The following is a 24,670-nucleotide window of genomic DNA, read 5'->3' on the forward strand; positions in this document are numbered from 1 at the left end:
GGTCGGCATTCCTTCGCGCCCCCCTCTGCCCTGCCGGGCATCTCCCCCACTTGGGGGAGATTGGCAGCGTCGCCGCCGGCACCAAGCCTAAAAACCGCGCCTACCTGCCTTGCCTTCACCCTAAGCTGAATTGACCCTGCACTCCCAACATGCCAAAGGCCCGCGAAAGCCTTTCATCTGGAGCAGCCTGATGACCGATCGCGTCGAAATCGCCGGATTGCGGATCGCCCGCGAACTTCATGACTTCGTTGTCAACGAGGCCGCTCCGGGCACCGGCATCGATCCGGATAAATTCTGGAACGGCTTTTCGGCCATCGTCCACGACCTCGCTCCGAAGAACCGGGCACTGTTGGCAAAGCGCGACGCTATCCAGGAAAAGCTCGATGACTGGTATCGCGCCAATGGCGCGCCGGTCGACATGGAAGCCTACAAAACCTTCCTGAAGGAGATCGGCTATCTCGTCGCCGAAGGCCCGGCCTTCTCGGTGACCACCGAAAAGGTCGATCCCGAGATCGCCGTCGTCGCCGGGCCGCAGCTTGTGGTGCCGGTGATGAATGCGCGCTATGCGCTCAACGCCGCCAATGCCCGCTGGGGCTCGCTCTATGATGCGCTTTACGGCACCGACGCAATTCCCGAGACAGACGGCGCCGGGAAGGGCAAGGGCTTCAACCCCGCGCGTGGTGGGAAAGTCGTCGCCTGGGCGAAGGACTTCCTCGACCAGTCGGTGTCGCTCACATCGGGCAAATGGGCCGGCGTCAACGGCCTTTCGCTGGCCAATGGCGCGCTGCGGCTCAGCGCCGGCGCCGGCTCGACCACCCTTGCCGATGTCAGGCAGTTCGTCGCCTATCGCGGCGATGCCGCCAACCCGCAAGCCGTGCTGCTGGTCAGCAACGGCCTGCATATCGAGATATTGATCGACCGCGACAACCAGATCGGCCGCACCGATCCGGCCGGCATCGCCGACATCATCCTGGAATCGGCGCTGACCACCATCCAGGACTGCGAGGATTCGGTCGCGGCGGTGGATGCGCAGGACAAGGTCGTCGTCTACCGCAACTGGCTCGGCCTGATGAAGGGCGACCTGGCCGAAGAGATCACCAAGGGCGGCCGGACCTTCGTCCGCAAGCTCAACCCCGATCGGTCCTACACCTCGCCAAATGGCGGCACGGTGACGCTGCCCGGCCGCTCGCTGATGCTGGTCAGGAATGTCGGCCACCTCATGACCAATCCGGCGATAACGGACCGAGACGGCAACGAGGTGCCGGAAGGCATCATGGACACCGCGCTGACCGCGCTGATCGCGCTGCACGATATCGGGCCGAACGGCCGCCGCGCCAATTCCCGCGCCGGCTCGATGTATGTCGTGAAACCCAAGATGCACGGGCCCGAGGAAGTCGCCTTCGCCGTCGAGATCTTCGATCGCGTCGAGGCCCTGCTCGGCATGGCCAAAAATACCATCAAGATGGGCATCATGGACGAGGAGCGGCGCACCACCGTCAACCTCAAGGAGGCGATCCGCGCGGCGAAGGAGCGCGTCGTGTTCATCAACACAGGCTTCCTCGACCGCACCGGCGACGAGATCCACACCTCGATGGAAGCCGGCCCGATGATCCGCAAGGGCGACATGAAGCAGGCCGCGTGGATTTCCGCCTACGAGGCCTGGAATGTCGACACCGGGCTGGAATGCGGGCTTGCCGGCCATGCCCAGATCGGCAAGGGCATGTGGGCGATGCCGGATTTGATGGCGGCGATGCTCACCGAGAAGATCGCCCACCCCAGGGCCGGCGCCAACACCGCCTGGGTGCCTTCGCCGACCGCGGCGACGCTGCACGCCACTCATTATCACAAGGTCGATGTCCACGCTGTCCAGGCGGCGCTGAAGAGCCGGCCGAAGGCCAAGCTCGACGACATCCTGTCGGTGCCGGTCGCGGTGCGGCCCAACTGGTCGCCGGCCGACATCCAGGCGGAGCTCGACAACAACGCGCAAGGCATTCTGGGCTATGTCGTGCGCTGGATCGACCAGGGCGTCGGCTGCTCGAAAGTGCCCGACATCAACGATGTCGGCCTGATGGAGGACCGCGCCACGCTGCGCATCTCTTCGCAGCACATCGCCAACTGGCTGCACCATGGCGTCTGCACGGCCGACCAGGTGATGGAAACGATGAGGCGCATGGCTGATATCGTCGACCAGCAGAACCAAGGCGACCCGCTCTACCGGCCGATGGCCGCCGATTTCGACGGCTCCGTCGCCTTCCAGGCCGCCTGCGACCTCGTCTTCAAGGGCCGCATCCAGCCCAACGGCTACACCGAGCCGGTGCTGCACGCGCGGAGGCTGGAACTGAAGGCGAAGGGAGCGGCCTGAACCGGAGGTTTGGAGCCGCCGGCGTTCCGTTCCCCTCCTATCGAGCGAGAGCGCGCTACGCCGCCTGCGCCACCCGCTCCGAACTCATCCGGTAGGAAATCGCTTCGGCGAGATGAATGCGGCCGACGGTTTCGCTGGCGTCGAGATCGGCGAGTGTTCTCGCCACCTTCAGCACGCGGTGATAGGCCCGCGCCGAGAAGCCGAGCTTCTCGCTGGCGTCCTTGAGCAGCGACAGGCCCGATGCGTCGGGCATGGCGATCTCCTCGATGACCGCGGGCGCGCAATGCGCGTTTGTGGTGGCGCTGGTGACGCCGAGCCGTTCGAAGCGCTCGCGCTGGAGGGCGCGGGCACGCGCCACGCGCAGCGCCACGTCGGCGCTCTTCTCCGCCCGGTCGGGCCGGATCAGGTCGCTGGCCGAGACCGCCGGCACCTCGATCCTGAGGTCGATGCGGTCGAGCAGCGGGCCCGAGATGCGCGCCTGGTAGTCGGTGCGGCAGCGATCGCCGCGCAGGCAGCGATAGCCGGGTTCGCCGGCCATGCCGCATCGGCACGGGTTCATCGCCGCCACAAGCTGGATGCGCGCCGGATAGGTGACGCGGTGATTGGCGCGCGCGATCATGCAGTCGCCGGTCTCCAGCGGCTGGCGCAACGCGTCGAGCGTCTGCGGCGTGAATTCGGGAAATTCGTCGAGGAACAGCACGCCGTGGTGCGCAAGCGACACTTCGCCCGGCCGCGCCCGGATGCCGCCGCCGACCATCGCCGCCATCGAGGCCGAATGGTGCGGCGCGCGGAACGGCCGCCGGTCGGTCAGCTTGCCTTCGCCGAGCTCGCCGGCGACGGAGGCGATCATCGACACTTCGAGCAATTCCTTCGGCGCCAGCGGCGGCAGGATCGACGGCAGCCGCTGCGCCAGCATCGATTTTCCCGATCCGGGCGGGCCGACCATCAGCAGGTTGTGCCCACCGGCCGCCGCCACCTCCAGCGCTCGTTTGGCGGTTTCCTGGCCCTTGATATCGGCAAGATCGGGCAGGTCGCGCGCCGCGGCGTGGATACCGGCCTCGGGGCGAGACAGCACCTGCGTGCCGCGGAAATGATTGGCGATGGCGATCAGGCTGCGCGGCGCGAGTATGTCAAAGTCCTTGCCGGCCCAGGCGGCTTCCGGGCCGCAGGCGAAGGGGCAGATCAGGCCCTTGCCTTCAGAATTGGCCCCAATCGCGGCCGGCAAGGCGCCGGCGACGGCGGCGATAGTGCCGTCGAGCGATAGTTCGCCAAGCACGACATAGCCGGCCAGCATGTCGCCCGGAATGGCGCCAAGCGCCGCCATCAGGCCGAGCGCGATCGGCAAATCGTAGTGGCTGCCCTCCTTGGGCAGGTCGGCGGGCGCCAGGTTGACAGTGACCTTCTTGGACGGCATCGACAGGCCGGAAGCATGCAGTGCCGCCTGCACCCGTTCGCGGCTTTCGGCCACCGCTTTGTCGGCCAGGCCAACGATGTGCATGTTGACCTTGCCGGGCGCGATCATCACCTGCACGTCGACCGGCACGGCCTCGATGCCCTGGAAAGCAACCGTGCGAACCCGCGCCACCATGTCTTGCCCCCGGATCTGGGCTTGCCCCAAGCCTTTTGCAATCAGGCCGCGAAGGGCCTGGGCCGGAGACAATCACAGTTCCTCGGCTAAATCAAGAACATTACAGGAACACGCAATCGCTTAAGTTGCGGCGCGATTGTTCCGGTTGCAAAAACGGAAATACAAAATGAAAACGGCTATTTCCGCTTGGCCTCCACCGCGTCCCAGAACAGGCTGGCGATGTCGGCGCCGCCGAAGCGTTTGACTTCGCGCACGCCGGTCGGCGAGGTCACGTTGATCTCGGTCATGTAGTCGCCGATGACGTCGATGCCGACGAGGATGAAGCCGCGTTCCCTCAGTGCCGGCCCGATGCGGGCGCAGATCTCGCGCTCGCGCTCGGTCAGCTTGGTCTTCTCGGCGCGGCCGCCGACATGCATGTTGGAGCGGGAATCGTGCTCGGCCGGCACCCGGTTGATGGCCCCGACCGGTTCGCCGTCGATCAGGATGATGCGCTTGTCGCCCTTGCGCACGTCCTTCAGGTAGCGCTGCACGATGTAGGGCTCACGGAACAACTGGCCGAACATTTCGAGCAGCGAGGCGAGGTTGCGGTCGGCCTCCAGCAGGTGGAAGATGCCCGCGCCGCCATTGCCGTAGAGCGGCTTGACGATGATGTCGCCGAATTCCTTGCGGAAGGCGGCGACCTCCTGGGGATCCTTGGTGATCAGCGTTTCCGGCATCAGGTCGGAAAACTCGGTGACGAAGATCTTTTCCGGGCTGTTGCGCACCCAGGCGGGGTCGTTGACCACCAGCGTCCCGGGGTGGATGCGCTCCAGTATGTGCGTGGTGGTGATGTAGTTCATGTCGAAGGGCGGATCCTGTCTCAGCAGGACCACATCCATCTCCGACAGGTCGGTGCGCATTTTCTCGCCCAGCGAATAGTGGCTGCCCTTCTCGTCGCGTACCTGCATCTCCTCGATGCGGGCGAAAACCTTGCCGTCGCGCAGCGACAGCCGGTCGGGCGTGTAGTGGTAGAGCTGATGGCCGCGCCGCTGCGCCTCCAGCGACAGCGCGAACGAAGTGTCTCCGGCGATCGACACGGTGGAGATGTGGTCCATCTGGACGGCGATTTTCAGCTTCATGGCAGGTCCCCAGCACGGTCGATGAGAGAGCGATATAGGGGTCCCGGCGCCTTCTGCCAATCGGGCCACGCCGCTAGCGGTCGAAGACCAGCCTGGAATAGCCGAGAAAGGACAGCCCCATGGCGGCCAGCGAAGCGAAAGCAAGGGCGGCCAATGGCGGGGTTGTCGGCAGGACGACAAGGATGGCGCAGTAGACCAGATAGTTGGCGATGCTGGTGGCGATGCCGACGCTGCCATAGCACGCGCCTTCCCGCACCAAGCCGCGGCTCGACGGCGAGAAGGTCAGATGCCGGTTTGTCTGCCAGGTGACACAGAGTGCAAAGCCGATGGACAGCATGCGGGCGCTGAAAGGGCCGAGCGGCGTGACCGCAAGCAGCAACCAGAGGGCGGCCGCGTCGGCGACGAAGCCGATGCCGCCGGCAAAGACGAAGCGGACGAGACGGCTCACCGCTTCATGCGGCGCGAGGCGTCTTGCCTGGGCCGGCCTTCGCGGCAGTCGGCTCGCTGGCGCGCTCGCGCCGCTCTATGCGGCCCGAAGGCATCGACAGGTAGAAGATGCGCTTCTGTTCGGCGCGGCCGCGCGACACCGAATCGAGGATCACCCCAGTCACACCAGCCAGCATCGAGAGCAAGAGCAGGCCGACCGACAGCACCCATGTCGGCATGCGCGGCACCAGCCCGGTCTCGGCGAATTCGACCAGCACCGGCGCCATCAGGAACAAGCTCGACACCAGGAAGACCAGGGCGAAGGCGCCGAAGAAACGCAGCGGTTGCGTTTCCTTCATCAGCATGGCGAACATCCACAGGATCCTGGCGCCGTCGCGAAAGGTCGAAAGCTTCGATGACGAGCCGTCCGGCCGCTTGCCGTAATCGAGCGCGATCTCGCTGACGGGCAATTTGAGCTGCGAGGCGTGCACCGACATTTCGGTCTCGATCTCGAAGCCGCCGGAGACGGCCGGGAAGCTCTTGACGAAGCGCCGGGTGAAGACCCGGTAGCCCGAGAAGATGTCGGTGAAATCGCTGCCGAACAGCCCTTTATAGAGGCTGTTGAAGACGCGGTTGCCGAAGGCATGGCCGGTCCTGCCGGCATCGTCGGTGACGCCGCGCCGGGTGCCCACCGCCATGTCGGAGCGCTCGGTCAGAAGCGTGTTGATCAATTGCGGCGCGTCTTCCGGCGCATAGGTGCCGTCGCCGTCGGCCATCAGGTAAATGTCGGCGTCGATGTCGGCGAACATGCGCCGCACCACATTGCCCTTGCCCTGGCGCGGTTCGCGCACCACTATGGCGCCGGCCGCGCGGGCCCTGAGCGCGGTCAGGTCGCGCGAATTGTTGTCGTAGACATAGATCGTCGCCAAAGGCAGCGTCTCGCGGAAGCGCCGCACCACCTCGGCGATCGTCAATTCCTCGTTGTAGCAAGGCAGCAGCACGGCGATGGCGGGTTCGTAGCGAAGCTCTTGCGGCATTTTCCTCTCCGGGTGCCTCGCCGCCACGCGCGGTTCGCGCCGAAAGTCAGGCGCATTCAGGCGGTTTTACTATTTATTGAAGCCGTTAAGGCTAGGTTTAAGGCCGACTTTACGAGTGTCGATTGGCCGAAAAAGCCCGGCATTCCTGCCAGAGGCGATGGGGATGAGCACAGCCAGCAACGGCGCTTCCACCTGGAAGGCCGACATAGCGTTTGCGTTGCTTGCCGCCTTGCTGCTGCTGGCGCTCGATCTCTATGCCGGATTCCCGCGACTGGCCAACCCGGCCGGCGACAATGACAGCCTGCTGCAACTGGTGGAGGTTCGCGACCTCCTGGCCGGCCAGGGCTGGTTCGACCTGCACCAGTACAGGATGGGGCTGGAGGGTGGCTTCGTCATGCACTGGTCGCGGCTGCTCGACGCGCCGCTGGCGCTCGGCATGCTTGCCCTGTCGGCCCTGACGGGCAGTGCCGCTTTGGGCGAGCAGGTCGTGCAGGTGCTTTGGCCTCTCCTGCAATTCTGGCTCGCGCTGTTCTCCATCATGCGCGCCGCGCGCGCTTTCGCCGGCGAGCACGCGGTCCTGCCCGCTGCGGTGGTCGGCGGAGCGGCTTTGTATTATCTCGGAATCTTCTCGCCCGGCGCACTCGATCACCACAATGTCCAGCTGATGCTGACCTTGGCCGGCCTGGCTTTGCTGCTCGAAGCACCTCGCCACCGGCCCGCCGCCCTGTTTGCCGGCGCGTGCGCCACGCTGGCATTGGCGATCGGCATGGAAAGCGCCCCCTATGCTGGAACCCTGGGCGCCATCGTCGCCCTGCTGTTCCTCGTCAGCGGTGGCGGCGAAAGGCTGATCGCCAGGGATTTTGGCTTGGGCGTCACCGCCGTCTCGGCCCTTGTTTTCATCACCACCATACCGGCGTCGGCATGGGGACAGACCCAGTGCGACACCTTCTCGACCGTGCAGTTCGTGGTTGCCGCGCTTGCCGGCGCCGGCCTTGCGGTCATTGCCTCATGGGGCGCCGCCAATGCGACGTACGGCCGTCGCCTGGTCTCGCTCGGCCTGCTGGCGTTCGTGCTTGTCGTTGTCGTGATGTTTCTGTTCCCGCAATGCCTGGCTGCCCCCTATGCCGGCCTCGACCCGCGCCTCCAGCAGATGTGGCTCGGTCATATCGACGAAGCGCAGTCGATATTCCAGCTCGTCGCGGCTGATCCGGCCAGAGCGGTGGCGCGCTTCGCGACGCCGCTGGTGGCGATCGTCCTGATGGCGCTGCGCCTCGGCAAGGGCGGCTGGCGGCGGCAGGACAGTCTCGTCGGCGCGCTGCTGGTGGTGGCTTTCCTGGTCAGTGCCTGGGAGGTCCGCGGCTCGACCTTCTCCATCGCCTTCGCGGTGATCCCGCTATCCGGCTGGATCGCCAAATGGCGGCAGCGCGCCGAAAACAGTCCGTCCGGCGGCTCCGTGCTCCGTATGGCCGCGGCCTGGCTGATCTCGGTCAATGCGGTTTGGTCCAGCGCTGCCGAGGCGGCATCGAGCGCCTTCCAGACCGGTGCGGCCGTCACCGATGCCGGCATCGATGCACCTTGCAACAGCAAGGCCTCGTTCGCCGCGCTCGCCCGCATGCCTGACACCACGGTGCTGGCCATCTCCAATCTCGGCTCGCCGATCCTGGCCTTTACCGGTCATCGCGCGCTCGCTGGGCCCTACCACCGCAACGTCGCCGGAAACCTGCTCGTATTCGATGCCTTGCTGGGCTCGGCCACTGACGCGAAAGCCGTCGTGGCAAACCATCGCGTCGGGATTGTCGCGCTCTGCCGCGGCAATCCTGAAACCAGGCTTCTCGCAACCAAGGCGCCTGACGGCTTTCTGGCCGGGCTGATGCATGGCAGCGTGCCGGATTGGCTGGAACCGGTGGCGGAGACCCGGGGCACGCCGCTGGAGCTCTATCGCGTTCGCCCCGCCGGTTGAGAATCCGCGTGAGCGACGACGCCCTTGAGCTCGGACGGCTTTGCGGAGGGCAACGCGCTTTAGCGGTGAAAAATCGATTTTCCCGATACGTTTCCTAAAGGGTTTGCTGCCAGTCTCGGGAATAAATTCCGACTTCGAGAAACAGGGACACCGATGCAAACTTCGTTTGGCACCGGTCAGGCAAACAGGGAGAGCACGGATCTGGCATTCACCGATCCGTTGACCGGGCTTGGCAACCATCGCCGCTTCTTCGACAAGGTCGATCGCCTGATCAGCGACCGTGCCGACGATCCCGCGCCCTTCACCGTCGGCATTCTCGACCTTGATGGCTTCAAGCCGATCAACGATCTGTTCGGCCACAAGGCCGGCGACGACATCCTGATCCAGGTGGCGATGCGGCTGCGCGCCTCGATGGACGGTCATTCCACCGTCTGCCGCATCGGCGCCGACGAATTCGCCTTCCTCTATCCCCTGGTGTTCAGCGAGGAGGCGGCGGCCGAAAAGTCGCGCATGCTGATCGAAATCCTGTCGGCCCCTTACGATGTCGGCGAACGCACCGCGAGGCTGTCGGCCTCCGTCGGTTGTTCGCTGTTCTATTCCGGCGACGAGACCACCGAGATCCTCATCAACAAGGCCGAAACGGCGCTTTACCATGCCAAGCGGTCCGGCCGCGGCCGGGTCGTCGTTTACACCCGCGAAATGGAAGAGGCGGCCAAGCGCGTCACCCGCATCGAGCAGGCGCTGCGCCGCGCCGTCTCGGCCGGCGAGGTGGAGCCGCACTTCCAGCCGATCGTCGACCTCACCACGCGCCGCACCATCGGCTTCGAGACGCTGGCGCGCTGGACCGACCGCGATCTCGGCTCGGTGCCGCCGACCGTCTTCATTCCGATCGCCGAGGAGCGCGGCATCATCGGCCCGCTGTCGCAACTGGTGCTGCGCAAGGCGACCGAGGCGGCGAGGAGTTGGCCGAAGGACCTGTTCCTGTCCTTCAACCTGTCGCCCTCGCAGCTCGTCGACCAGAACACCGGCCTGCACATATTGGCGATCCTCGATCGCACCGGCTTCGATCCGCGCCGGCTGGAGATCGAGATTACCGAGACCGGCCTGATGAACGATCCGGCCTCGGCCGCGCAGATCGTCGAGGACCTGCGCCGCGTCGGCATCCGCGTCTCGCTTGACGATTTCGGCACCGGCCAGTCCTCGCTCGGGCGGCTGCGCGAGTTCCATTTCGACAAGCTCAAGATCGACCGCGCCTTCGTCTCCTCCATTCTCGATGACCGCCCGTCGGAGCACATCATCCGCGCCATTCTCGCAATGTGCGAAGGGCTCGGCATGGATGTCGTCGCCGAAGGCATCGAGGAAGAGGCGCAGGCCGACCGGCTCGTCCAGTTCGGCTGCGCCGGTGGGCAGGGCTATCTGTTCGGCAAGCCGGCCGATGCCGACGCCACGCTCGGCTATCTCCGCGATTCCTTCCGCGGCGCCCTGCGCGCCAAGGCGATCTGAACGGGCGATTGGCCCGTTCGATCGAGGCCGTGCCGTGCCTGCGCGCGACCTCCAGGCTTTTTGTCAGACATAAGCCGGAAAATCCGTCTTTTCGCCCTTGCCCGCCGGACCGGTCTGGCTAGGATGCGCGCCGGTCAACCCGGGAGACGAAAACCATGATGCCATCGGCACGTTTTGCCGACCTCGAACGCGCTTCGGTGCTGATCACCGGCGGCGGCTCCGGCATCGGCGCGGCATTGACCGAGGGTTTCATGCGCCAGGGCGCCAAGGTCGCCTTCGTCGACATCGCCGACAAGCCCAGCACCGCGCTTGCCGACCGCATCGAGAAAGAGCTCGGCCGCCGGCCGCTCTACCTCAAGTCCGATCTGCGCGACATCGAAGCGCTGCGGGCGTCTGCCGCGAAGGCGGCCGAAGCGCATGGCGACGTCACCGTGCTGGTCAACAATGCCGCCTGGGACGAACGCCACGCCGTCGAAGACGTGACGGTGGAGTTCTGGGACAACAACCAGGCGATCAACCTCAGACCGCATTTCTTCACCGCGCAGGCGGTGGCGCCGGGCATGAAGCGGGCCGGCGGTGGCTCGATCATCAATTTCACCTCGACGTCCTACCTGATCAACCATCCCGACATGCCGGCCTACACCGCCGCCAAGGCGGGCATACTCGGCCTCACCAAGGGTTTGGCCGGCAAGCTCGGGCCCGACCGTATCCGCGTCAACGCCGTCGCGCCCGGCTGGGTCATCACGGAACGGCAGCAGGAACGCTGGGTCACGGAGCAGGCGCTTGCCGCCCATGTCGCCAAGCAGTGCATCAAGGACGTCATGCGGCCGGACGATTTGGTCGGCACCGTGCTGTTCCTGGCCTCGGATGCCTCGCGCATGCTGACCGCGCAAATGCTGATCGTCGACGGAGGTTTCCTGTGAGCCCCGGCTTTGCCAGCCCTCGATTTGCCGGCAATGTGCCGGCGGTCGCGGCGCTCGATTGGGGCACGACCCGGCTCCGTGCCTGGCTGATCGACGGCGGCGGCAAGGTGCTTGCCGAGCGTCGCGGCGACGACGGACTGATCACCGCGCGCGAGAAGGGCTTTTCCCGGGTTCTCGAGGGTCATCTCGCCGCCATGGGCGCGCCCGAAACGCTGCCCGTCATCATCTGCGGCATGGCAGGCTCGCGCCAGGGCTGGCTCGAAGCGCCCTATGTCGACGTCCCAGCGCCGATCGGCGCCATCCTGGCCGGCGCGGCCCGCATCCCGGGGAGAGCCGCGACATTCGCATCGTGCCCGGCCTTGCCCAGCGCCTGGCCGATGCGCCCGATGTCATGCGCGGCGAGGAGACGCAGCTTGCCGGCGCCGGGTTGCCGGCAAAGGGACGTGAAATCGTCTGCATGCCGGGCACACATTCGAAATGGGTTCTGGTCGAGGACGGCGCCGTTGCCGGTTTCGGCACCTGGCCGACCGGCGAGCTGTTCTCGGTGCTGGCCGCGCATTCGATCCTGCGCCATTCGCTCGGCGAGCATCCCAAGCCGGTCGACCCGCAGAACCCTTTCTTCCGCCGCTGGTGTGGTGCGGCGTTGAACCAAGGTGGCGACGTCACCGCAAAACTGTTCTCGATCCGCGCCGCCGGTCTGCTCCAGGACATGAAGGCCGACGATGCCGCGGCCTGCCTGTCGGGCCTGCTGATCGGCGGCGAGATCGCCTCGGCGAGGCGCCGCCAGGCCGCGGGCGCCACATCGGTGGTGCTGATTGCCTCCGGCGCGCTTGCGGCGCTTTATCGGCAGGCGCTCGGCCTTGCCGGGCTTGGCGTGCGGACCGTCGACGCGGATGAGGCGGTGCGTGCCGGCCTGGTCGAGGCGGCGCGCGAAAACGGCATGATCGCCAGAACCGGAGTTGCCTGATGAACCAGACCGCTGCGTTCCCGAAGCTCAAGCGCGGGCTGGTCGCCATCCTGCGCGGCCTCAAGCCTGCCGAGGCGGTGGCGATCGGCCAGGCGGTCTTCGATGCCGGCATCGAGGCGATCGAGGTGCCGCTCAATTCACCCGATCCGTTCGCGTCCATCGCCGCCATCCTCAAGGCGCTGCCGCCGGCCGCGCTGGTCGGCGCCGGCACGGTGCTGACGCCGGCCGATGTCGATGGCTTGCACGAAGCCGGCGGCCGGCTGCTGGTCAGTCCCAATATCGATGCCGAGGTGATGGAACGCGCCATGCAATACGGCATGGTCACCATGCCCGGCGTGTTCACGCCCACGGAGGCCTTCCTGGCGATCCGGCTCGGCGCCTCGGCGCTGAAATTCTTCCCGGCCAGCGTGCTCGGCGCGTCGGGCATTTCCGCCATCCGCGCGGTGCTGCCGGCTTCGACATTGGTCGGCGCGGTCGGCGGCGTCTCAGAGAAGGACTTTGCCGGCTACAAGGCGGCCGGCGTCACGGTTTTCGGGCTTGGTTCCAGCCTGTTCAAGCCGGGCATGAGCGTCGAAGACGTGGCCGCGCGGGCCCAGGCGGCGGTGACGGCCTGGGACGCGGTGTTCGGCGGAGACGCAGGATGAGCGAAGCGATCGTTTCGGTTTTTTCCGACCATGTCTGCCAGCTCGGCGAGGGGCCGAGCTACGACCCCGCCACAGACACGCTCTACTGGTTCGACATAGTCAAGGGCCATCTCCTGGAAAAGCGCCTGTCCGGCGGCGCGGCCCAGGTGCACGAGCTTGGCCGGATGGCCAGCGCTATCGCCATCATCGACGACAAGCGCCAGCTGATCGCCACCGAAACCGGGCTTTTTGTCCGCGACGTCGCCACCGGCAGGATGACGCTGCACACACCTGTCGAGGCCGACAATCCGGTCACCCGTTCCAACGATTCCCGCGTCCATCCCTGCGGCGCCCTTTGGACCGGCACGATGGGCAAGGGCGAGGAGAAGGGCGCCGGCGCGATCTACTGGTTCTTCAAGGGCGAATTGCGCAAGCTGTTCTCCGACATCACCGTGTCGAACTCGATCTGTTTTTCCGCGGACGGCGCGCTCGCTTATTACACCGACACCTCGACCGGCCTGTTGATGCGCGTCGCTTGCGATCCGGCGACCGGCCTGCCGGCGGGCGAGCCGAAAGTGTTCGTTGATCACCGGTCGGCCAAGGGCTTCGTCGACGGCTCCGTGCTCGACCGCGACGGCATCCTGTGGAATGCCGTCTGGGGCGGCAAGGTGGTTAAGGGCTACGCCCCGGACGGCAAGCTGGTGCGCACGATCGCCATGCCGGTGACGCAGCCTTCCTGCCCGGCCTTTGTCGGCAAGAACGCCAGCCGGCTGGCGGTTACATCGGCCTGGCACGGCAAGGACGACAAGCAGCGTCAGCTCGACCCTCAGGCCGGCATGACCTTCCTCCTCGACATCGAGGTCAATGGCCGGTTCGAGCCCCGCGTGCTGATCGCCTAGGGCACCTCAGGTGATGCCGGCCTTTTCGGCTCGGCCTGACGCGAGTCTCGGTACCCCGATGCACCGCGTCTGACGGGATCATTCGGCCGGCTGTCACGCAGGCGTCCGGCCCGCGTCGGTTTCGCGAAAGCCTGGCGTCTTCGCCATGCGATGGTGTGGAATTGCACCATTGGGAATCATGTCATGTCCAGCCCCAGGCTGATCCTCGTCCATGAGCCGGAAAAGGCCTGCCTCGAGCGGCTCCTCGCCGAAGGCCACGCGCCGGAGCGTGCCGCCGAAATCGCTTCTTACCTGGCGCAATCGACCGATCTCGCGCATGAGTTCGACGCGCTCGCTTCTGCCTTCAAACGGCGCGATCTCGGCTTCGCAGCGGTGGAGCTGGACGATGCCGCCGATATGCTCGCCAAGGCCGATCCGGCGGCCACGCTGGTCTGGACGCTGACCGACGGCATCGCCTATTTCCGGGGCGGCACGGCGCCCGCGCTTGCCAGGCTGAACGGCCTGAAGACGATCGGCGCCGAGGACTCGCTGTTCGCGCTCTGCCAGGACAAGTTTCGCTCCGGCGCCGTGCTCGGCGCGCTCGGCCTGCCTGTGCCGCAGGCCGGCCTGGCGCGCAACGGACAATGGCTGGTCGAGCCGCCGGTTTCCGCCGCCGGCTGGTTCGTCAAGCCGAACCGGCTCGGCGCCAAGATCGGCATCTGGCCGGATTCGCGCTGCGGCGATCTCGGCCACGCGCTGGAGCTTAGCCGGCGTGTTTTCGCCGCCTATCGCGACGACGCCGTCGTCCAGCCCTATGTCGGCGGCCGCAATGCGCGCGCCAGTTTCCTCGGCCTGAGGCCGGACACCGGCGTCGAAGCGCTCGGCGTCGCCTTCGTCGAGTCCGGCGGCGATTTCCAGACCATGGAAGACAGCCTGGCGCTTTACGGCGAGACCGGCGAGGCGGCGAAGGCGGCGGGCAAATACGCCGAGCCGCTTCTGCTTCCGGTCGCCGAAAGCCAGCCGGTCGCCGATGCAAAAGTCCGCGCGATCGCCGAACGGCTGATGAGCGGGCTCGGCCTGCGCGACGTGTTCTCCATCGATCTCCGCATCGAGCCCGACGACACCGTTCACCTCATAGAATTCGAAGTCTGCCCCGGCCTGCCCTGCTTCGATTTCCGCGCCTATTGCCGGTCGCAATGGAACCTGGAGCTCGCCGACGCCATGGCCGAAACCGCCGCGAACCGGATGACCCGTTAGCGCGCGGCAAGATTGCCTGCCGTACGCTATCCCAAAGGCATTCGCTCGAATGTCTGCAAGGAAGGATCTATCCTGTCCCAGGCACGGCCGCGGATGGCATATGTGACCACCTGCGGATTGAACTGGCCGGGATCGTCAAGGCTGGTCGCGTGAACCGCTATCAGGTCCGGCCTTGCGACCTGCGTCAGGTAGACCGGCGTTCCACAGGTCGGGCAGAAGGCGTGGATCTTTTCGTTGCCGCTGTCGCCCGCCACCCGCCAGGTGCTCGCTTCGCCCGTGATCGTCACATCGGCTCGCCGGGGGAAGGTCAGATAGGAGCTGTGGCCCGTGCCGCTTCGCTTCTGGCACTCGTGGCATTGGCAGTGGTTTTGAAAGATGGGTTCGCTGCTCGTTTCATAGCGGATCGCACCGCATGCGCATCCGCCGGTGTAGCGTTTGGTCATTGTCGTTTTCCTGCAGTCGGATTTGCTGGTCAGGCCGATTTCGGCTTGGCGAAAATATCGATGCCGCTGCCGGTCTCCAGGAAGGATTTCATGCTGGACAGCACCGCCGGCCATCCCTGGCTGACGCCCTTCGCCATGCCGCTGCCGGCTTCGAGTTCGTCATGGCTGACGGTCAGCCGCACCATCGTGTCGTATTCCTCGATGGCGAACGTCACCCGGCTGTGTTTCGACGGATCGTCGGCCTGCGAAGCGTTTGCCCAGGTCATCACGAGACGGGTCGGCGGCGAGATCTCGACGACCTTGCCGACCAGTTCGACGGTGCGCTCGTCATTGGCGCGGATATGTTCCCATTTCGATCCCGCCTTCCAGTCCGAGACGTTCTCGTGGCCCCAGTAACGCCGTGCGATGTCGGGCCTGGTTATGGCCTCGAACACTTTTTGCGGCGTCGAGCGGATGTAGGTCACGTAGACAAAGCTGGTCGTCTCTGCGGTCATTTGTCTTCTCCTTCGAGTTCCTGTTTCAGGTCATGCAGCAGGCTGAGCCGCTGGCGTTCGAATTTGCGCACCCAGCGCTCGTAGACCTCGTGCAGCGGCACGGGATTGATGAAATGCAGCTTCTCGCGGCCGCGTTTGACCGTGCTCACCAGATTGGCCGCCTCCAGCAGGTCGATGTGCTGGGTGGCGGATTGCCTGGCCATATCGAGATGTTCGCAAAGCTGGCCCAGCGTCTGCCCGTTCTTCTCGCACAGAAGGTCAAGCAGCCTTCTGCGTGTCGGGTCGCCCAGCGCCTTGAAAACCTTGTCCGCGTCCATCGGGTTCACTCTGATATGAAGCCATAATATGCAGGTAAATACCTGCATGTCAACTGGTGATCAGCGACATCGCAACTACCCGCGCTAAGGGCTGTTCGAGCGTCGATTGCTGAATGCGTTGTGCGCCGGCCATGCCGCGGCCGTTGTCGAACGACTGCGCCGGTTATCGCTCAGATATAGCCGGTCGGGGCGCCGCCTGCTGGGCCAGGCTACGGGATGTGAAGCTCAGGAACTCGTGCAAAGGCCGCGGCCGGCACTGATGCCGGCCGCGATAGACTTCAGACGCCTTCGACCAGCACGATCTCGCCGTCGGCGACCTTCTGGCGAATGGCGGCGGCGCGCTGGTATTCCGGCGAGTGGTAGCAGTCATGCGCGGCGGCAAGCGTCTCGAACTCGATGACGACGTTGCGCGCGCGCCCGGCCCCCTCGGTCTTTTCATGCGCGCCGCCGCGCGCCAGGAACTTCGCGCCGAAGCGCTCGAAGGCCGGCTTGGCGGCGGCGACATAATCCTTGTAGCCTTCCGCGTCGCGCACATCGACGCGGGCGATCCAGTATCCCTTGGGCATCCTTCTTCTCCGAAGCCGTTCGTTGGAAATTATGCCGAGCGCATTTCGTCGAGGATGGCTTCAGCCGCCGCGCGTCTGTCCGCCGCGGCGACGATCGGGCGCCCGACGACCAGATGGCTGGAGCCGCTGCGGATGGCATCCGCCGGCGTCATCACGCGCTTCTGGTCGCCATGGTCGCTGCCGGCGGGGCGTATGCCTGGCGTCACCACCGCCATGTCGGGCCCGACGATGCGGCGCACCGCCTCTGTTTCCGCGGCCGAGCAGACGATGCCGCCCATGCCTGCATGCAGCGCCTGTTCCGCGCGCCGCAGCACCAGCGTGTGCGGGTCGTATTCATAGCCCGCGTCGATCACGTCCTGTTCGTCCATCGAGGTCAGCACGGTGACGGCAAGCAGGCAAAGCTCGCTGCCTCTCGCCGCCTCCACCGCCGCCCGCATCGTCTTTGGATAGGCATGCAGCGTCAGCATAGTCATGCCCATCTTGACGATGTTCTCGACCCCCTTGGCCACCGTGTTGTCGATGTCGAGCAGCTTCATGTCGAGAAAGATCTTCTTGCCCCCGCTGGCGAGCTCCTTTGCGAAATCGAGCCCGCCGGCGAAGGCGAGCTGGTAGCCGATCTTGTAGAAGGAGACGACGCCGTCGAGTTCGCAGACCGCCTTCTCGGCCTCTTTCAAGCTCGGCACGTCGAGGCCGACGATCAGCCTTTCGCGCATTGTGTCGGTCTGCATGGCGTTGGCGATCACGGCTCGACCCGGGTCGACAGCATGCGCGAGGTTTCGATCAGCGTGCGGCATAGGTGCTCCATGGTTCGGTGCAGTCGTTCGTCCTTGAAACGCCCGTCCTCGTCGAAGGCGTTGCCGCCTTCCGGCACCGAGCATTCCGGCGTCACCACCTCCATCTGGCAACGCACCAGCACGGCGCGCAGATGGTTGATGCAGCGTATCCCGGCGAAGTGTCCGCTGGAAGACGAACTGAGGCCGGCGACCTTGCCGGCAAACGGCCTCACCGCACGGCCGCCATCCTTGCGCACCCGGCTCACCCAGTCGATCGTGTTCTTCAGCAGCGGCGGAATGGAGCCGTTATATTCGGGCGTGGCGATCAGCAGCCCGTCATGGGCAATGATCATCCGGGCAAGTTTCAGGGCGTTTTCGGGGACGCCTTTTTCCTTCTCCAGATCCTCATCCATGATCGGCAAGGGATAGTCGCCAAGCGAGATGCGAGTGACCTCGGCGCCTTGCACCGCAAGTTCCTTCTGCGCCACGTCGGCGGTCCTGCCACTGAAGGCCCCGGCCCGGACCGAGCCGGCAAAGACGAGGATTTTTGGGATCACTGCCATTGGCCAACCTTGTTCCCGGACAGGTACAGCCAGAGCCCGCTCAAATCAATGCAGATCAGGCAAAGCGTCATCCTCGGGCTTGCCCCGAGGATCTGCCAACGCATCCAAGTCAGACATTTTCGTCCCAATGCCCACCGCATCTGATACCGCTATGCGGCAGATCCTCGGGACAAGCCGCAGGATGACGACTTTCGAAGACATTCGCGGTCGGCTTCGCAATCCCTAATGCGCCTCGCGCCGGTAGATCCACAGCTGCGTCGGCGGGATGTTGCGGATGATGAAGTCGAAATGCTTGACCGTATAGTCGCCGCGGCCGGGCGGGATCGGCGACATCGGGCCGTAGGTCAGCTGCACGATCGGCCGGCCGGCCGGAATGCGGTCAAGCAGGCTTTCGATATAGGCGATGCGCTGGGCGACCGGGAAGTTGAGCAGCGGCACGCCCGAGACCACCGAATCGAACATCATCCCGCTCTTGGCGCCAAGCGTGGCGTTGAGATTGAAGGCGTCGCCCTCAATGACGTTGACGCCGGGGTAGAGCCGGCGCAGATGGCGCACGAAATCGGTGGAATATTCGACCGCGTAGAGGTTTTCAGGCTTCACGCCCTGGGCCAGGATGGCTCGGGTGATGACGCCGGTGCCGGGCCCGACCTCGAGCACCGGCAGGCCGGACTTCGGGTCGACGATCGAGGCCATCTTGCGGGCGGTGATGGAACTGGTCGGCACGATCGAGCCGACCGTCTTCGGCTTGTCGATCCAGCCCTTGAAGAACTTCAGCTCGTCATCGAACTTTTCGGCAAGCGCCTTCCGCAGTCCCGGACCACGTGTCATGCAAGCTCTCCTCAGCGCTCCCCTGAGAGCTACTTAACACCTAAGCCGCCCAAGGCAAGGCAGGGTTATGCCAATGTCGTGGATAAGATAGTTTTCGTCGCGTCTAAAAATGCGCGCCTACTGCGGTTTTCACGGCGCATGTTGGCCGCCCGGCAGGTGAGGGGCAGCGCCGACATCGGCAAGGCAAGCCATATGCGCACAGGCCGTCGATCAACGCTCGCCGAACGACTCGAAAAAGTCCTTCATGCGGGCGAAAAAGCCGCTCGATTGGGGGGAATTGTCCTGTGAGGAGAGCTGTTCGAACTCCTCCAGCAACTCGCGTTGGCGGCGCGACAGATTCTGCGGCGTCTCGACCGCCGTCTGGATGTAGAGGTCGCCGACATTGGGCTGGCGCAGCACCGGCATGCCCTTGCCCTTGAGGCGGAACTGGCGGCCGTTCTGGGTGCCCTCCGGCACCTTCACCTTGGTCTGCGTTCCGTCCAGCGTCGTCACCTCGAACGAGCCGCCAAGGGCGGCCGTCGTCATCGAGATCGGCACCTTGCAGTAGAGGTCGGCGCCGTCGCGCTGGAAGAATTCGTGCGGCTTGACCGCCAGGAAAATGTAGAGGTCGCCCGACGGTCCGCCGCGCAAGCCGGCTTCGCCCTCATTGGCAAGCCGGATGCGGGTGCCGTCCTCGATGCCGGCTGGGATGTTGACCGACAGCGACCGCTCCTCGGTGACGCGGCCCTGGCCGGCGCATTTCGGGCACGGATCCTTGATCGTCTGGCCGCGGCCCTGGCATTGCGGGCAGGTGCGCTCGATGGAGAAGAAGCCTTGCGTGGCGCGCACCTTGCCGTGGCCGTTGCACATCGAGCACGTGACCGGCTGGGTTCCGGGCTTGGCGCCGGTTCCCGAGCATTCCGAACAGGAGATCGAGGCCGGCACGCGGATCTGCGCGGTCTTGCCGGCAAAGGCCTCTTCCAGTGAGATTTCCATGTTGTAGCGCAGGTCGGCGCCGCGCTCGCGGCCGCCGGAAGAGCGGCGCTGGCGGCCACCCATCATGTCGCCGAAAATGTCCTCGAAAATGTCGGCGAAGCCGCCGGCGCCGAAGCCGTGTGCGCCGCCGTTCATGCCGCCCTGCTCGAAGGCCGCGTGACCGAAACGGTCATAGGCCGCGCGCTTCTGCGGATCCTTCAGCGTCTCGTAGGCTTCGTTGATTTCCTTGAATTTGTGCTCGCAGGCATGGTCGCCCGGATTGCGGTCGGGGTGGAACTGCATGGCGAGCTTGCGGAAAGCGCTCTTCAGTTCCTTGTCGTCGGCACCCTTGTGCACGCCCAGCGTTTCGTAGAAATCAGCTTTCATTTTTTCCCGCTGTCCGGATGCTCAACGTCTTCATGCAGTGTTGCGTCGTTTGCCGGCACGTTGCCACGATTTAGGATCGGCGCAGCCCGGATGCTAGGGCCGGTGCGGAGCTGTTCGTGTTTTTCGACGATTTTTTCCGCACTTTTTCTGCCAGGGTTGCAAAAAAGCCCGGCTTTGCGCCGGGCTTTCCGCTTTATCTTGCCGTCAGCCGGTTCAGGCCGACTTCTTCTTGTCGTCGTCCTCGTCGATTTCCTCGAAATCGGCATCGACCACATCCGAGTCCTTGGCGGCGTCCGCCTTGGCATCGGCTTCCGCCGCTTCCTTCTGCGAGGCCTCGTACATGGCCTGGCCGAGCTTCATCGAAGCCTCCGCGAGCGCTTGGCTCTTGGCTTCGATTTCCGCTGCGTCGTCACCCTCGGTAGCGGTCTTCAGCGCCGCGATCGCGTCCGATATCGCCGTGCGGTCGGCTTCCGAGACCTTGTCGCCATATTCCTTCAGCGACTTCTCCGAGGAATGCACCAGCGCCTCGGCCTGGTTGCGGGCCTCGACCAGCGCGCGCCGCTTCTTGTCGGCGTCGGCATTGGCTTCGGCATCCTTCACCATCTTCTCGATGTCGGCGTCCGAAAGGCCACCCGAGGCCTGGATGCGGATCTGGTGCTCCTTGCCGGTGCCCTTGTCCTTGGCCGAAACATTGACGATGCCGTTGGCGTCGATGTCGAAGGTGACCTCGATCTGCGGCACGCCGCGCGGGGCCGGCGGAATGCCGACCAGGTCGAACTGGCCGAGCGCCTTGTTGTCGGCGGCCATTTCGCGCTCGCCCTGGAAGACCCGGATGGTCACGGCCGACTGCGAATCCTCAGCCGTCGAGAACACCTGGCTCTTCTTCGTCGGGATCGTCGTGTTGCGCTCGATCAGCCGGGTGAACACGCCGCCCAGCGTCTCGATGCCGAGCGACAGCGGGGTCACGTCGAGCAGCAGCACGTCCTTGACATCGCCCTGCAGCACGCCGGCCTGGATGGCGGCGCCGAGTGCGACGACCTCATCGGGGTTGACGCCCTTGTGCGGCTCCTTGCCGAAGAACTGCTTCACGATTTCCTGGATCTTGGGCATGCGGGTCATGCCGCCGACCAGCACCACTTCGTCGATCTCGCCCGCCTTCAGGCCGGCATCCTTGAGCGCCGCCTTGCACGGATCGATGGTGCGCTGGACGAGGTCTTCGACCAGGCTTTCGAACTTGGCGCGCGTCAGCTTCAGCGTCAGGTGCTTGGGCCCGGTGGCGTCGGCGGTGATGAACGGCAGGTTGATCTCGGTCTGCGTCGTCGACGACAGCTCGATCTTGGCCTTCTCGGCAGCCTCCTTGAGGCGCTGCAAGGCAAGCTTGTCGTTCTTCAGGTCGATGCCCTGTTCCTTCTTGAACTCGGCCGCCAGATATTCGACGAGGCGCATGTCGAAATCCTCGCCGCCGAGGAAGGTGTCGCCATTGGTCGACTTCACCTCGAACACGCCGTCACCGATCTCGAGCACCGAAATGTCGAACGTGCCGCCGCCAAGGTCATAGACGGCGATGGTCTTGCCGTCCTTCTTGTCGAGGCCGTAGGCGAGGGCAGCCGCGGTCGGCTCGTTGATGATGCGCAGCACTTCGAGGCCGGCGATCTTGCCGGCGTCCTTGGTCGCCTGGCGCTGGGCGTCATTGAAATAGGCCGGAACGGTGATGACCGCCTTCTCGACCTTCTCGCCGAGATAGGCTTCCGCCGTTTCCTTCATCTTCTGCAGGATCATGGCCGAGATCTGGCTGGGCGACTGCTTCTTGCCGCCGGCCTCGACCCAGGCATCGCCATTGTCGCCCTTGACGATCTTGTAGGGGACAAGCTTCTTGTCCTTTTCCGTCACCGGATCGTCATAGCGGCGGCCGATCAGGCGCTTGACCGCGAAGATGGTGTTTTCAGGATTGGTGACCGCCTGGCGCTTGGCCGGCTGGCCGACGAGACGTTCGCCGTCGCCCGAGATGGCGACGATGGAAGGCGTCGTGCGCGCGCCTTCCGCATTCTCGATCACCTTCGGCTCCTTGCCGTCCATGATGGCGATGCAGGAGTTGGTGGTGCCGAGATCGATACCGATTACTTTTGCCATTTTTCTAGTCTCTCCGCTAAGCAGGCTCTCAGGACCCGTAAGGCGTTCCGACGAAAGCCCCTGTTCACAAGAAATCCCGTTCGGCAACCGCTGTTGCGGCGCTGGACGGCTTGGCGCGTATATAAGAACAGGCAGCATCGGGCGCAAGCATTCTGCGCAAGGCTTCCACCATCCTCGCCAGCGGATGGCGAAACGGCGCAATTACGCCTGCGCCTGAGGCATTTGCGCCCGTTCCGCCTCGCTGCGGTCTGGAAAGAATAATCAGACCCCACGGTGAACCTTTCCGCCTCCGCGTGCGACTGACGCTCAGGCGCCGCATGATGCGGCCACGGGAAAGGGAGCCACCATGACCAGCACCCCAGGGACGCCATGGCCTCCCCGACCAACAGGAGCTCGGCGCGACCATCATCTTCGCGACAGGGTCGATGCGCTTGGCTTTCCGCCGGTTCCGTTGACCCTGCACAGGAGCAGGCGTATCGTAATTATGAGGAAAGCAGACAATTCGATCGGGGACGAACGTGCCGGAACGCCGCGCCTTGCGCTGGTTTGCGCGGCAGGATTGGTTGGTTCTCCCTTAGACTTCGGGGGAGTTCCATGTCTCGCGATCACCGCCGGTTCGCGCCCTCTCGTGCCGGCGGTTTGGGCGGCGTGGCGAAGGCCGCCAGCGCCTTTCTTGTCCTGGCGCTGACCGCCGGCCTATGGCTTGGCGGCCCCGCGCGGGCGCAGGAAACCCGGATCATCTATCCCGGCTCGATGGCGGTCACCGGATTTTCCGGCACCGTCATTCCCGATTTCGACTCTTCAGATTCCGAAAAGGGGGCCTGCCGCCCGGCGTCGATCCGGTCGACGAAACCTTCATCGACACGGCGCGCCCCGCCTTGCGCGTTTTCGACGTTTCAAGGCTGGGCAGGCCGGCCTCCGGCCAGCTCGTCTACACGCCACCGCCTTTCGAGGTGACATCAGGCCAGATCGGCCAGGTGTTCGGCCTCACCTATGATGACGGCATGCGCGATGGCGTCCCGTCAGGCATTCCCAATCTCTATGCCGGCGCCACCTCGCTGCACGGCATCCGCATCGTCACGCCTGACGCCGACGATGACGGCCGTCCGGAGCGGCAGCGCCGCGGCATGGCAGGCGCTGCCTTCATGGAGGGCCAGTTCGGCACCGAGAACGGCGGCGGGCCGGGCACCATCTGGAAGGTCGACGGCATCACCGGCCAGGTCGCCAAATTCGCCGACATCGACACCAACAGCGGGCCCGGCATCGGAAATCTCACCTTCGACCCCATCCACCACCAGGTCTTCGCCTCCGACCTCGATACCGGTCTGATCCATCGCATCGCCGCCAATGGCGCGCTGGTCGACACGTTCGACCATGGCGTCGCCGGGCGCCCGGCGCATGGCCTGGCTCCGGTCGCCGACGATGGCGCCGTCATGGACATACAGGGCGCGGCCTTCGACACGGAAGACCCCGAGACCTGGGGCTACACCCAGGATGAGCGCCGTGTCTGGGCCGTCGCCTATCATGGCGGCCGGCTCTATTATTCCGTCGGCGAGAAGGCCGAGATCTGGTCGGTGGGCATTGCCCGCGACGGCCGCTTCGCCGGCGATCCCCGTTGGGAGCTGACGGTCAAGGCCGACAAGGACTACGCCGTCACCGACATCGCCTTCGACGATAGCGGCTTCATGTACCTGGCCCAGCGCGGCCCGGTCGAGAACCGCTACGACTACAGCCAGCTCGCCGATTCCGGCAAGGGCGAGGTCATCCGCTACTTCAGCGAAAACCCGGACGATCCGGCAACGGAATCGGTCTGGGTGGAAGCGCCGCAGGAATATGCCGTCGGCTTCCCGCAAGGTTTCAGGCAGTCGGTCGGCGGGCTGGACCTGCAATATGGCTACGACGCCGAGGGCGATCTCGACACGTCGGCCTGCACCCGGACGCTGGTCAACACCGGCGACAAATTGCGCGACAATCCGGCTCTTGCCGAGCGGCTCGCCGCTGGCGGGCCGCTCGCCGTGCATGGCGTGCAGATCACGCCCAGGGAACTGGTCAAGCCGGCCAATGTGCCGCCTTTCGGCTCCTGGTTCGTCGACTTCGACGGCTATTTCGAGGACCCGGAAGTGGAAGCCCATGTCGGCGACGTCGCCGTCTGGCATCCCTGCGAGGGCCGCGCCGGCTATTATGAGGAAATCCCGGGCGGCTATCTGCCACCCTTCTATCCGCCGGACTTCCCGCCGCCCGGCAACCTGCCCTCCTGTCTCGATGTCGACGATGTCAGGTATTTCTGCACGCCGCGCGGGCTCGAGGCGGACCTCTACCTTCATGACCATGCCGGCTTCGGCGGCGATTCGATCAAGGCCCAGTCCAGGACGCCAGGCGTCGGGGTGACCTCGCCCATGTCGCATGTGCCTGGCAAGCCATACACGATCGGCATCACCGGCCACGATCCGGGCGACACGGTCGATGTCGAGCTCTGCTTCTACAGGAAGTCCGACAAGGACAAGGGCGGCTACTACCCTTGCTGCAAGATGACCTTGCCGCTCAGAACGCCAGCCGTCAGCTGCGAACGCTGA

The 24,670-nt window shown here is 65.2% G+C and carries 20 protein-coding genes and 2 pseudogenes; 9 read left to right on the forward strand and 13 right to left on the reverse strand.

The window, feature by feature from the left end:
* Window positions 1-190 precede the first annotated feature (190 nt).
* On the forward strand, window positions 191-2,362 hold the full coding sequence (locus ACIU1A_RS28475; RefSeq protein WP_404925829.1) for a malate synthase G: 2,172 nt from the start codon (window positions 191-193) through the stop codon (window positions 2,360-2,362).
* Window positions 2,363-2,417: 55 nt separating this feature from the next.
* Here the strand turns inward: ACIU1A_RS28475 and ACIU1A_RS28480 are convergent, their stop codons facing one another.
* The 4 genes from ACIU1A_RS28480 to ACIU1A_RS28495 all read right to left on the reverse strand — a co-directional run bounded on the left by ACIU1A_RS28480 (window position 2,418) and on the right by ACIU1A_RS28495 (window position 6,531).
* Window positions 2,418-3,950 (reverse strand): YifB family Mg chelatase-like AAA ATPase, encoded by a 1,533-nt coding sequence (locus tag ACIU1A_RS28480; protein ID WP_140738977.1) that lies wholly within the window; start codon window positions 3,948-3,950, stop codon window positions 2,418-2,420.
* Window positions 3,951-4,126: 176 nt separating this feature from the next.
* The gene (gene gshB, locus ACIU1A_RS28485; protein WP_404925830.1) at window positions 4,127-5,068 is read right to left on the reverse strand and encodes a glutathione synthase; all 942 of its coding nucleotides are present in this window, start codon (window positions 5,066-5,068) and stop codon (window positions 4,127-4,129) included.
* Between the two features lie 73 nt (window positions 5,069-5,141).
* Window positions 5,142-5,516 (reverse strand): GtrA family protein, encoded by a 375-nt coding sequence (locus ACIU1A_RS28490; protein ID WP_404925831.1) that lies wholly within the window; start codon window positions 5,514-5,516, stop codon window positions 5,142-5,144.
* 4 nt (window positions 5,517-5,520) lie between these two features.
* A complete protein-coding gene (locus ACIU1A_RS28495; RefSeq protein WP_404925832.1) occupies window positions 5,521-6,531 on the reverse strand; it encodes a glycosyltransferase in 1,011 nt (336 codons plus the stop codon).
* A gap of 163 nt (window positions 6,532-6,694) precedes the next feature.
* Between ACIU1A_RS28495 and ACIU1A_RS28500 the strand changes: the two genes are divergently transcribed.
* The 7 genes and pseudogenes from ACIU1A_RS28500 to ACIU1A_RS28530 all read left to right on the forward strand — a co-directional run bounded on the left by ACIU1A_RS28500 (window position 6,695) and on the right by ACIU1A_RS28530 (window position 14,642).
* Window positions 6,695-8,491 carry a GtrA family protein gene (locus tag ACIU1A_RS28500; RefSeq protein ID WP_404925833.1) on the forward strand — a complete coding sequence of 599 codons (1,797 nt, stop codon included), beginning with the start codon at window positions 6,695-6,697 and terminating at the stop codon, window positions 8,489-8,491.
* A gap of 153 nt (window positions 8,492-8,644) precedes the next feature.
* Complete coding sequence (locus ACIU1A_RS28505) at window positions 8,645-9,994, forward strand: bifunctional diguanylate cyclase/phosphodiesterase (protein WP_140491655.1); 1,350 nt, start codon at window positions 8,645-8,647, stop codon at window positions 9,992-9,994.
* A 155-nt stretch (window positions 9,995-10,149) separates the two neighbouring features.
* On the forward strand, window positions 10,150-10,917 hold the full coding sequence (locus ACIU1A_RS28510) for an SDR family NAD(P)-dependent oxidoreductase (RefSeq protein ID WP_404925834.1): 768 nt from the start codon (window positions 10,150-10,152) through the stop codon (window positions 10,915-10,917).
* 35 nt (window positions 10,918-10,952) lie between these two features.
* Window positions 10,953-11,884, forward strand: a pseudogene (locus ACIU1A_RS28515) (2-dehydro-3-deoxygalactonokinase).
* The gene (locus tag ACIU1A_RS28520; RefSeq protein WP_140491649.1) at window positions 11,884-12,528 is read left to right on the forward strand and encodes a 2-dehydro-3-deoxy-6-phosphogalactonate aldolase; all 645 of its coding nucleotides are present in this window, start codon (window positions 11,884-11,886) and stop codon (window positions 12,526-12,528) included. Before ACIU1A_RS28515 ends, ACIU1A_RS28520 begins: the two are co-directional and overlap by 1 nt.
* A complete protein-coding gene (locus ACIU1A_RS28525) occupies window positions 12,525-13,406 on the forward strand; it encodes an SMP-30/gluconolactonase/LRE family protein (protein WP_140491648.1) in 882 nt (293 codons plus the stop codon). The genes ACIU1A_RS28520 and ACIU1A_RS28525 overlap by 4 nt, the downstream gene beginning before the upstream one ends.
* Before the next feature lie 183 nt (window positions 13,407-13,589).
* Entirely contained in the window at window positions 13,590-14,642 is a 1,053-nt protein-coding gene (locus ACIU1A_RS28530; protein ID WP_140514190.1) for a D-alanine:D-lactate ligase-like protein, read from the forward strand.
* Window positions 14,643-14,668: 26 nt separating this feature from the next.
* Here the strand turns inward: ACIU1A_RS28530 and ACIU1A_RS28535 are convergent, their stop codons facing one another.
* The 9 genes from ACIU1A_RS28535 to dnaK all read right to left on the reverse strand — a co-directional run bounded on the left by ACIU1A_RS28535 (window position 14,669) and on the right by dnaK (window position 22,097).
* Complete coding sequence (locus ACIU1A_RS28535) at window positions 14,669-15,085, reverse strand: GFA family protein (protein WP_404925835.1); 417 nt, start codon at window positions 15,083-15,085, stop codon at window positions 14,669-14,671.
* Between the two features lie 29 nt (window positions 15,086-15,114).
* Window positions 15,115-15,579 carry an SRPBCC family protein gene (locus ACIU1A_RS28540; protein WP_140491642.1) on the reverse strand — a complete coding sequence of 155 codons (465 nt, stop codon included), beginning with the start codon at window positions 15,577-15,579 and terminating at the stop codon, window positions 15,115-15,117.
* Window positions 15,576-15,896 carry a helix-turn-helix transcriptional regulator gene (locus ACIU1A_RS28545; protein ID WP_140491640.1) on the reverse strand — a complete coding sequence of 107 codons (321 nt, stop codon included), beginning with the start codon at window positions 15,894-15,896 and terminating at the stop codon, window positions 15,576-15,578. Before ACIU1A_RS28545 ends, ACIU1A_RS28540 begins: the two co-directional genes overlap by 4 nt.
* Before the next feature lie 278 nt (window positions 15,897-16,174).
* The gene (locus ACIU1A_RS28550) at window positions 16,175-16,462 is read right to left on the reverse strand and encodes a DUF1330 domain-containing protein (RefSeq protein ID WP_404925836.1); all 288 of its coding nucleotides are present in this window, start codon (window positions 16,460-16,462) and stop codon (window positions 16,175-16,177) included.
* 29 nt (window positions 16,463-16,491) lie between these two features.
* Window positions 16,492-17,190 carry an orotidine-5'-phosphate decarboxylase gene (gene pyrF / locus ACIU1A_RS28555; protein WP_140563966.1) on the reverse strand — a complete coding sequence of 233 codons (699 nt, stop codon included), beginning with the start codon at window positions 17,188-17,190 and terminating at the stop codon, window positions 16,492-16,494.
* Between the two features lie 11 nt (window positions 17,191-17,201).
* On the reverse strand, window positions 17,202-17,798 hold the full coding sequence (locus tag ACIU1A_RS28560) for an NADPH-dependent FMN reductase (protein ID WP_140491631.1): 597 nt from the start codon (window positions 17,796-17,798) through the stop codon (window positions 17,202-17,204).
* 222 nt (window positions 17,799-18,020) lie between these two features.
* Complete coding sequence (gene pmtA, locus ACIU1A_RS28565) at window positions 18,021-18,626, reverse strand: phospholipid N-methyltransferase PmtA (RefSeq protein WP_404925837.1); 606 nt, start codon at window positions 18,624-18,626, stop codon at window positions 18,021-18,023.
* A 210-nt stretch (window positions 18,627-18,836) separates the two neighbouring features.
* Window positions 18,837-19,967, reverse strand: coding sequence for a molecular chaperone DnaJ (gene dnaJ, locus ACIU1A_RS28570; protein ID WP_140491627.1), 1,131 nt, complete (start codon window positions 19,965-19,967; stop codon window positions 18,837-18,839).
* A gap of 213 nt (window positions 19,968-20,180) precedes the next feature.
* Entirely contained in the window at window positions 20,181-22,097 is a 1,917-nt protein-coding gene (dnaK, locus tag ACIU1A_RS28575; protein WP_140514198.1) for a molecular chaperone DnaK, read from the reverse strand.
* Window positions 22,098-22,443: 346 nt separating this feature from the next.
* Between dnaK and ACIU1A_RS28580 the strand changes: the two are divergent.
* Window positions 22,444-24,670 (forward strand): annotated as a pseudogene (locus ACIU1A_RS28580) (hypothetical protein).

It is taken from the genome of Mesorhizobium maamorense, from assembly GCF_044998965.1.
GTDB lineage: Bacteria > Pseudomonadota > Alphaproteobacteria > Rhizobiales > Rhizobiaceae > Mesorhizobium.

Coding starts and splice junctions, on each gene's coding strand:
- ACIU1A_RS28475 (WP_404925829.1), top strand. CDS start 191: ATGACCGATCGCGTCGAAATCGCCGGATTGCGGATCGCCCGCGAACTT.
- ACIU1A_RS28480 (WP_140738977.1), bottom strand. CDS start 3,950: ATGGTGGCGCGGGTTCGCACGGTTGCTTTCCAGGGCATCGAGGCCGTG.
- gshB (WP_404925830.1), bottom strand. CDS start 5,068: ATGAAGCTGAAAATCGCCGTCCAGATGGACCACATCTCCACCGTGTCG.
- ACIU1A_RS28495 (WP_404925832.1), bottom strand. CDS start 6,531: ATGCCGCAAGAGCTTCGCTACGAACCCGCCATCGCCGTGCTGCTGCCT.
- ACIU1A_RS28500 (WP_404925833.1), top strand. CDS start 6,695: ATGAGCACAGCCAGCAACGGCGCTTCCACCTGGAAGGCCGACATAGCG.
- ACIU1A_RS28505 (WP_140491655.1), top strand. CDS start 8,645: ATGCAAACTTCGTTTGGCACCGGTCAGGCAAACAGGGAGAGCACGGAT.
- ACIU1A_RS28510 (WP_404925834.1), top strand. CDS start 10,150: ATGATGCCATCGGCACGTTTTGCCGACCTCGAACGCGCTTCGGTGCTG.
- ACIU1A_RS28520 (WP_140491649.1), top strand. CDS start 11,884: ATGAACCAGACCGCTGCGTTCCCGAAGCTCAAGCGCGGGCTGGTCGCC.
- ACIU1A_RS28525 (WP_140491648.1), top strand. CDS start 12,525: ATGAGCGAAGCGATCGTTTCGGTTTTTTCCGACCATGTCTGCCAGCTC.
- ACIU1A_RS28530 (WP_140514190.1), top strand. CDS start 13,590: ATGTCCAGCCCCAGGCTGATCCTCGTCCATGAGCCGGAAAAGGCCTGC.
- ACIU1A_RS28535 (WP_404925835.1), bottom strand. CDS start 15,085: ATGACCAAACGCTACACCGGCGGATGCGCATGCGGTGCGATCCGCTAT.
- ACIU1A_RS28540 (WP_140491642.1), bottom strand. CDS start 15,579: ATGACCGCAGAGACGACCAGCTTTGTCTACGTGACCTACATCCGCTCG.
- ACIU1A_RS28545 (WP_140491640.1), bottom strand. CDS start 15,896: ATGGACGCGGACAAGGTTTTCAAGGCGCTGGGCGACCCGACACGCAGA.
- ACIU1A_RS28550 (WP_404925836.1), bottom strand. CDS start 16,462: ATGCCCAAGGGATACTGGATCGCCCGCGTCGATGTGCGCGACGCGGAA.
- pyrF (WP_140563966.1), bottom strand. CDS start 17,190: ATGCAGACCGACACAATGCGCGAAAGGCTGATCGTCGGCCTCGACGTG.
- ACIU1A_RS28560 (WP_140491631.1), bottom strand. CDS start 17,798: ATGGCAGTGATCCCAAAAATCCTCGTCTTTGCCGGCTCGGTCCGGGCC.
- pmtA (WP_404925837.1), bottom strand. CDS start 18,626: ATGACACGTGGTCCGGGACTGCGGAAGGCGCTTGCCGAAAAGTTCGAT.
- dnaJ (WP_140491627.1), bottom strand. CDS start 19,967: ATGAAAGCTGATTTCTACGAAACGCTGGGCGTGCACAAGGGTGCCGAC.
- dnaK (WP_140514198.1), bottom strand. CDS start 22,097: ATGGCAAAAGTAATCGGTATCGATCTCGGCACCACCAACTCCTGCATC.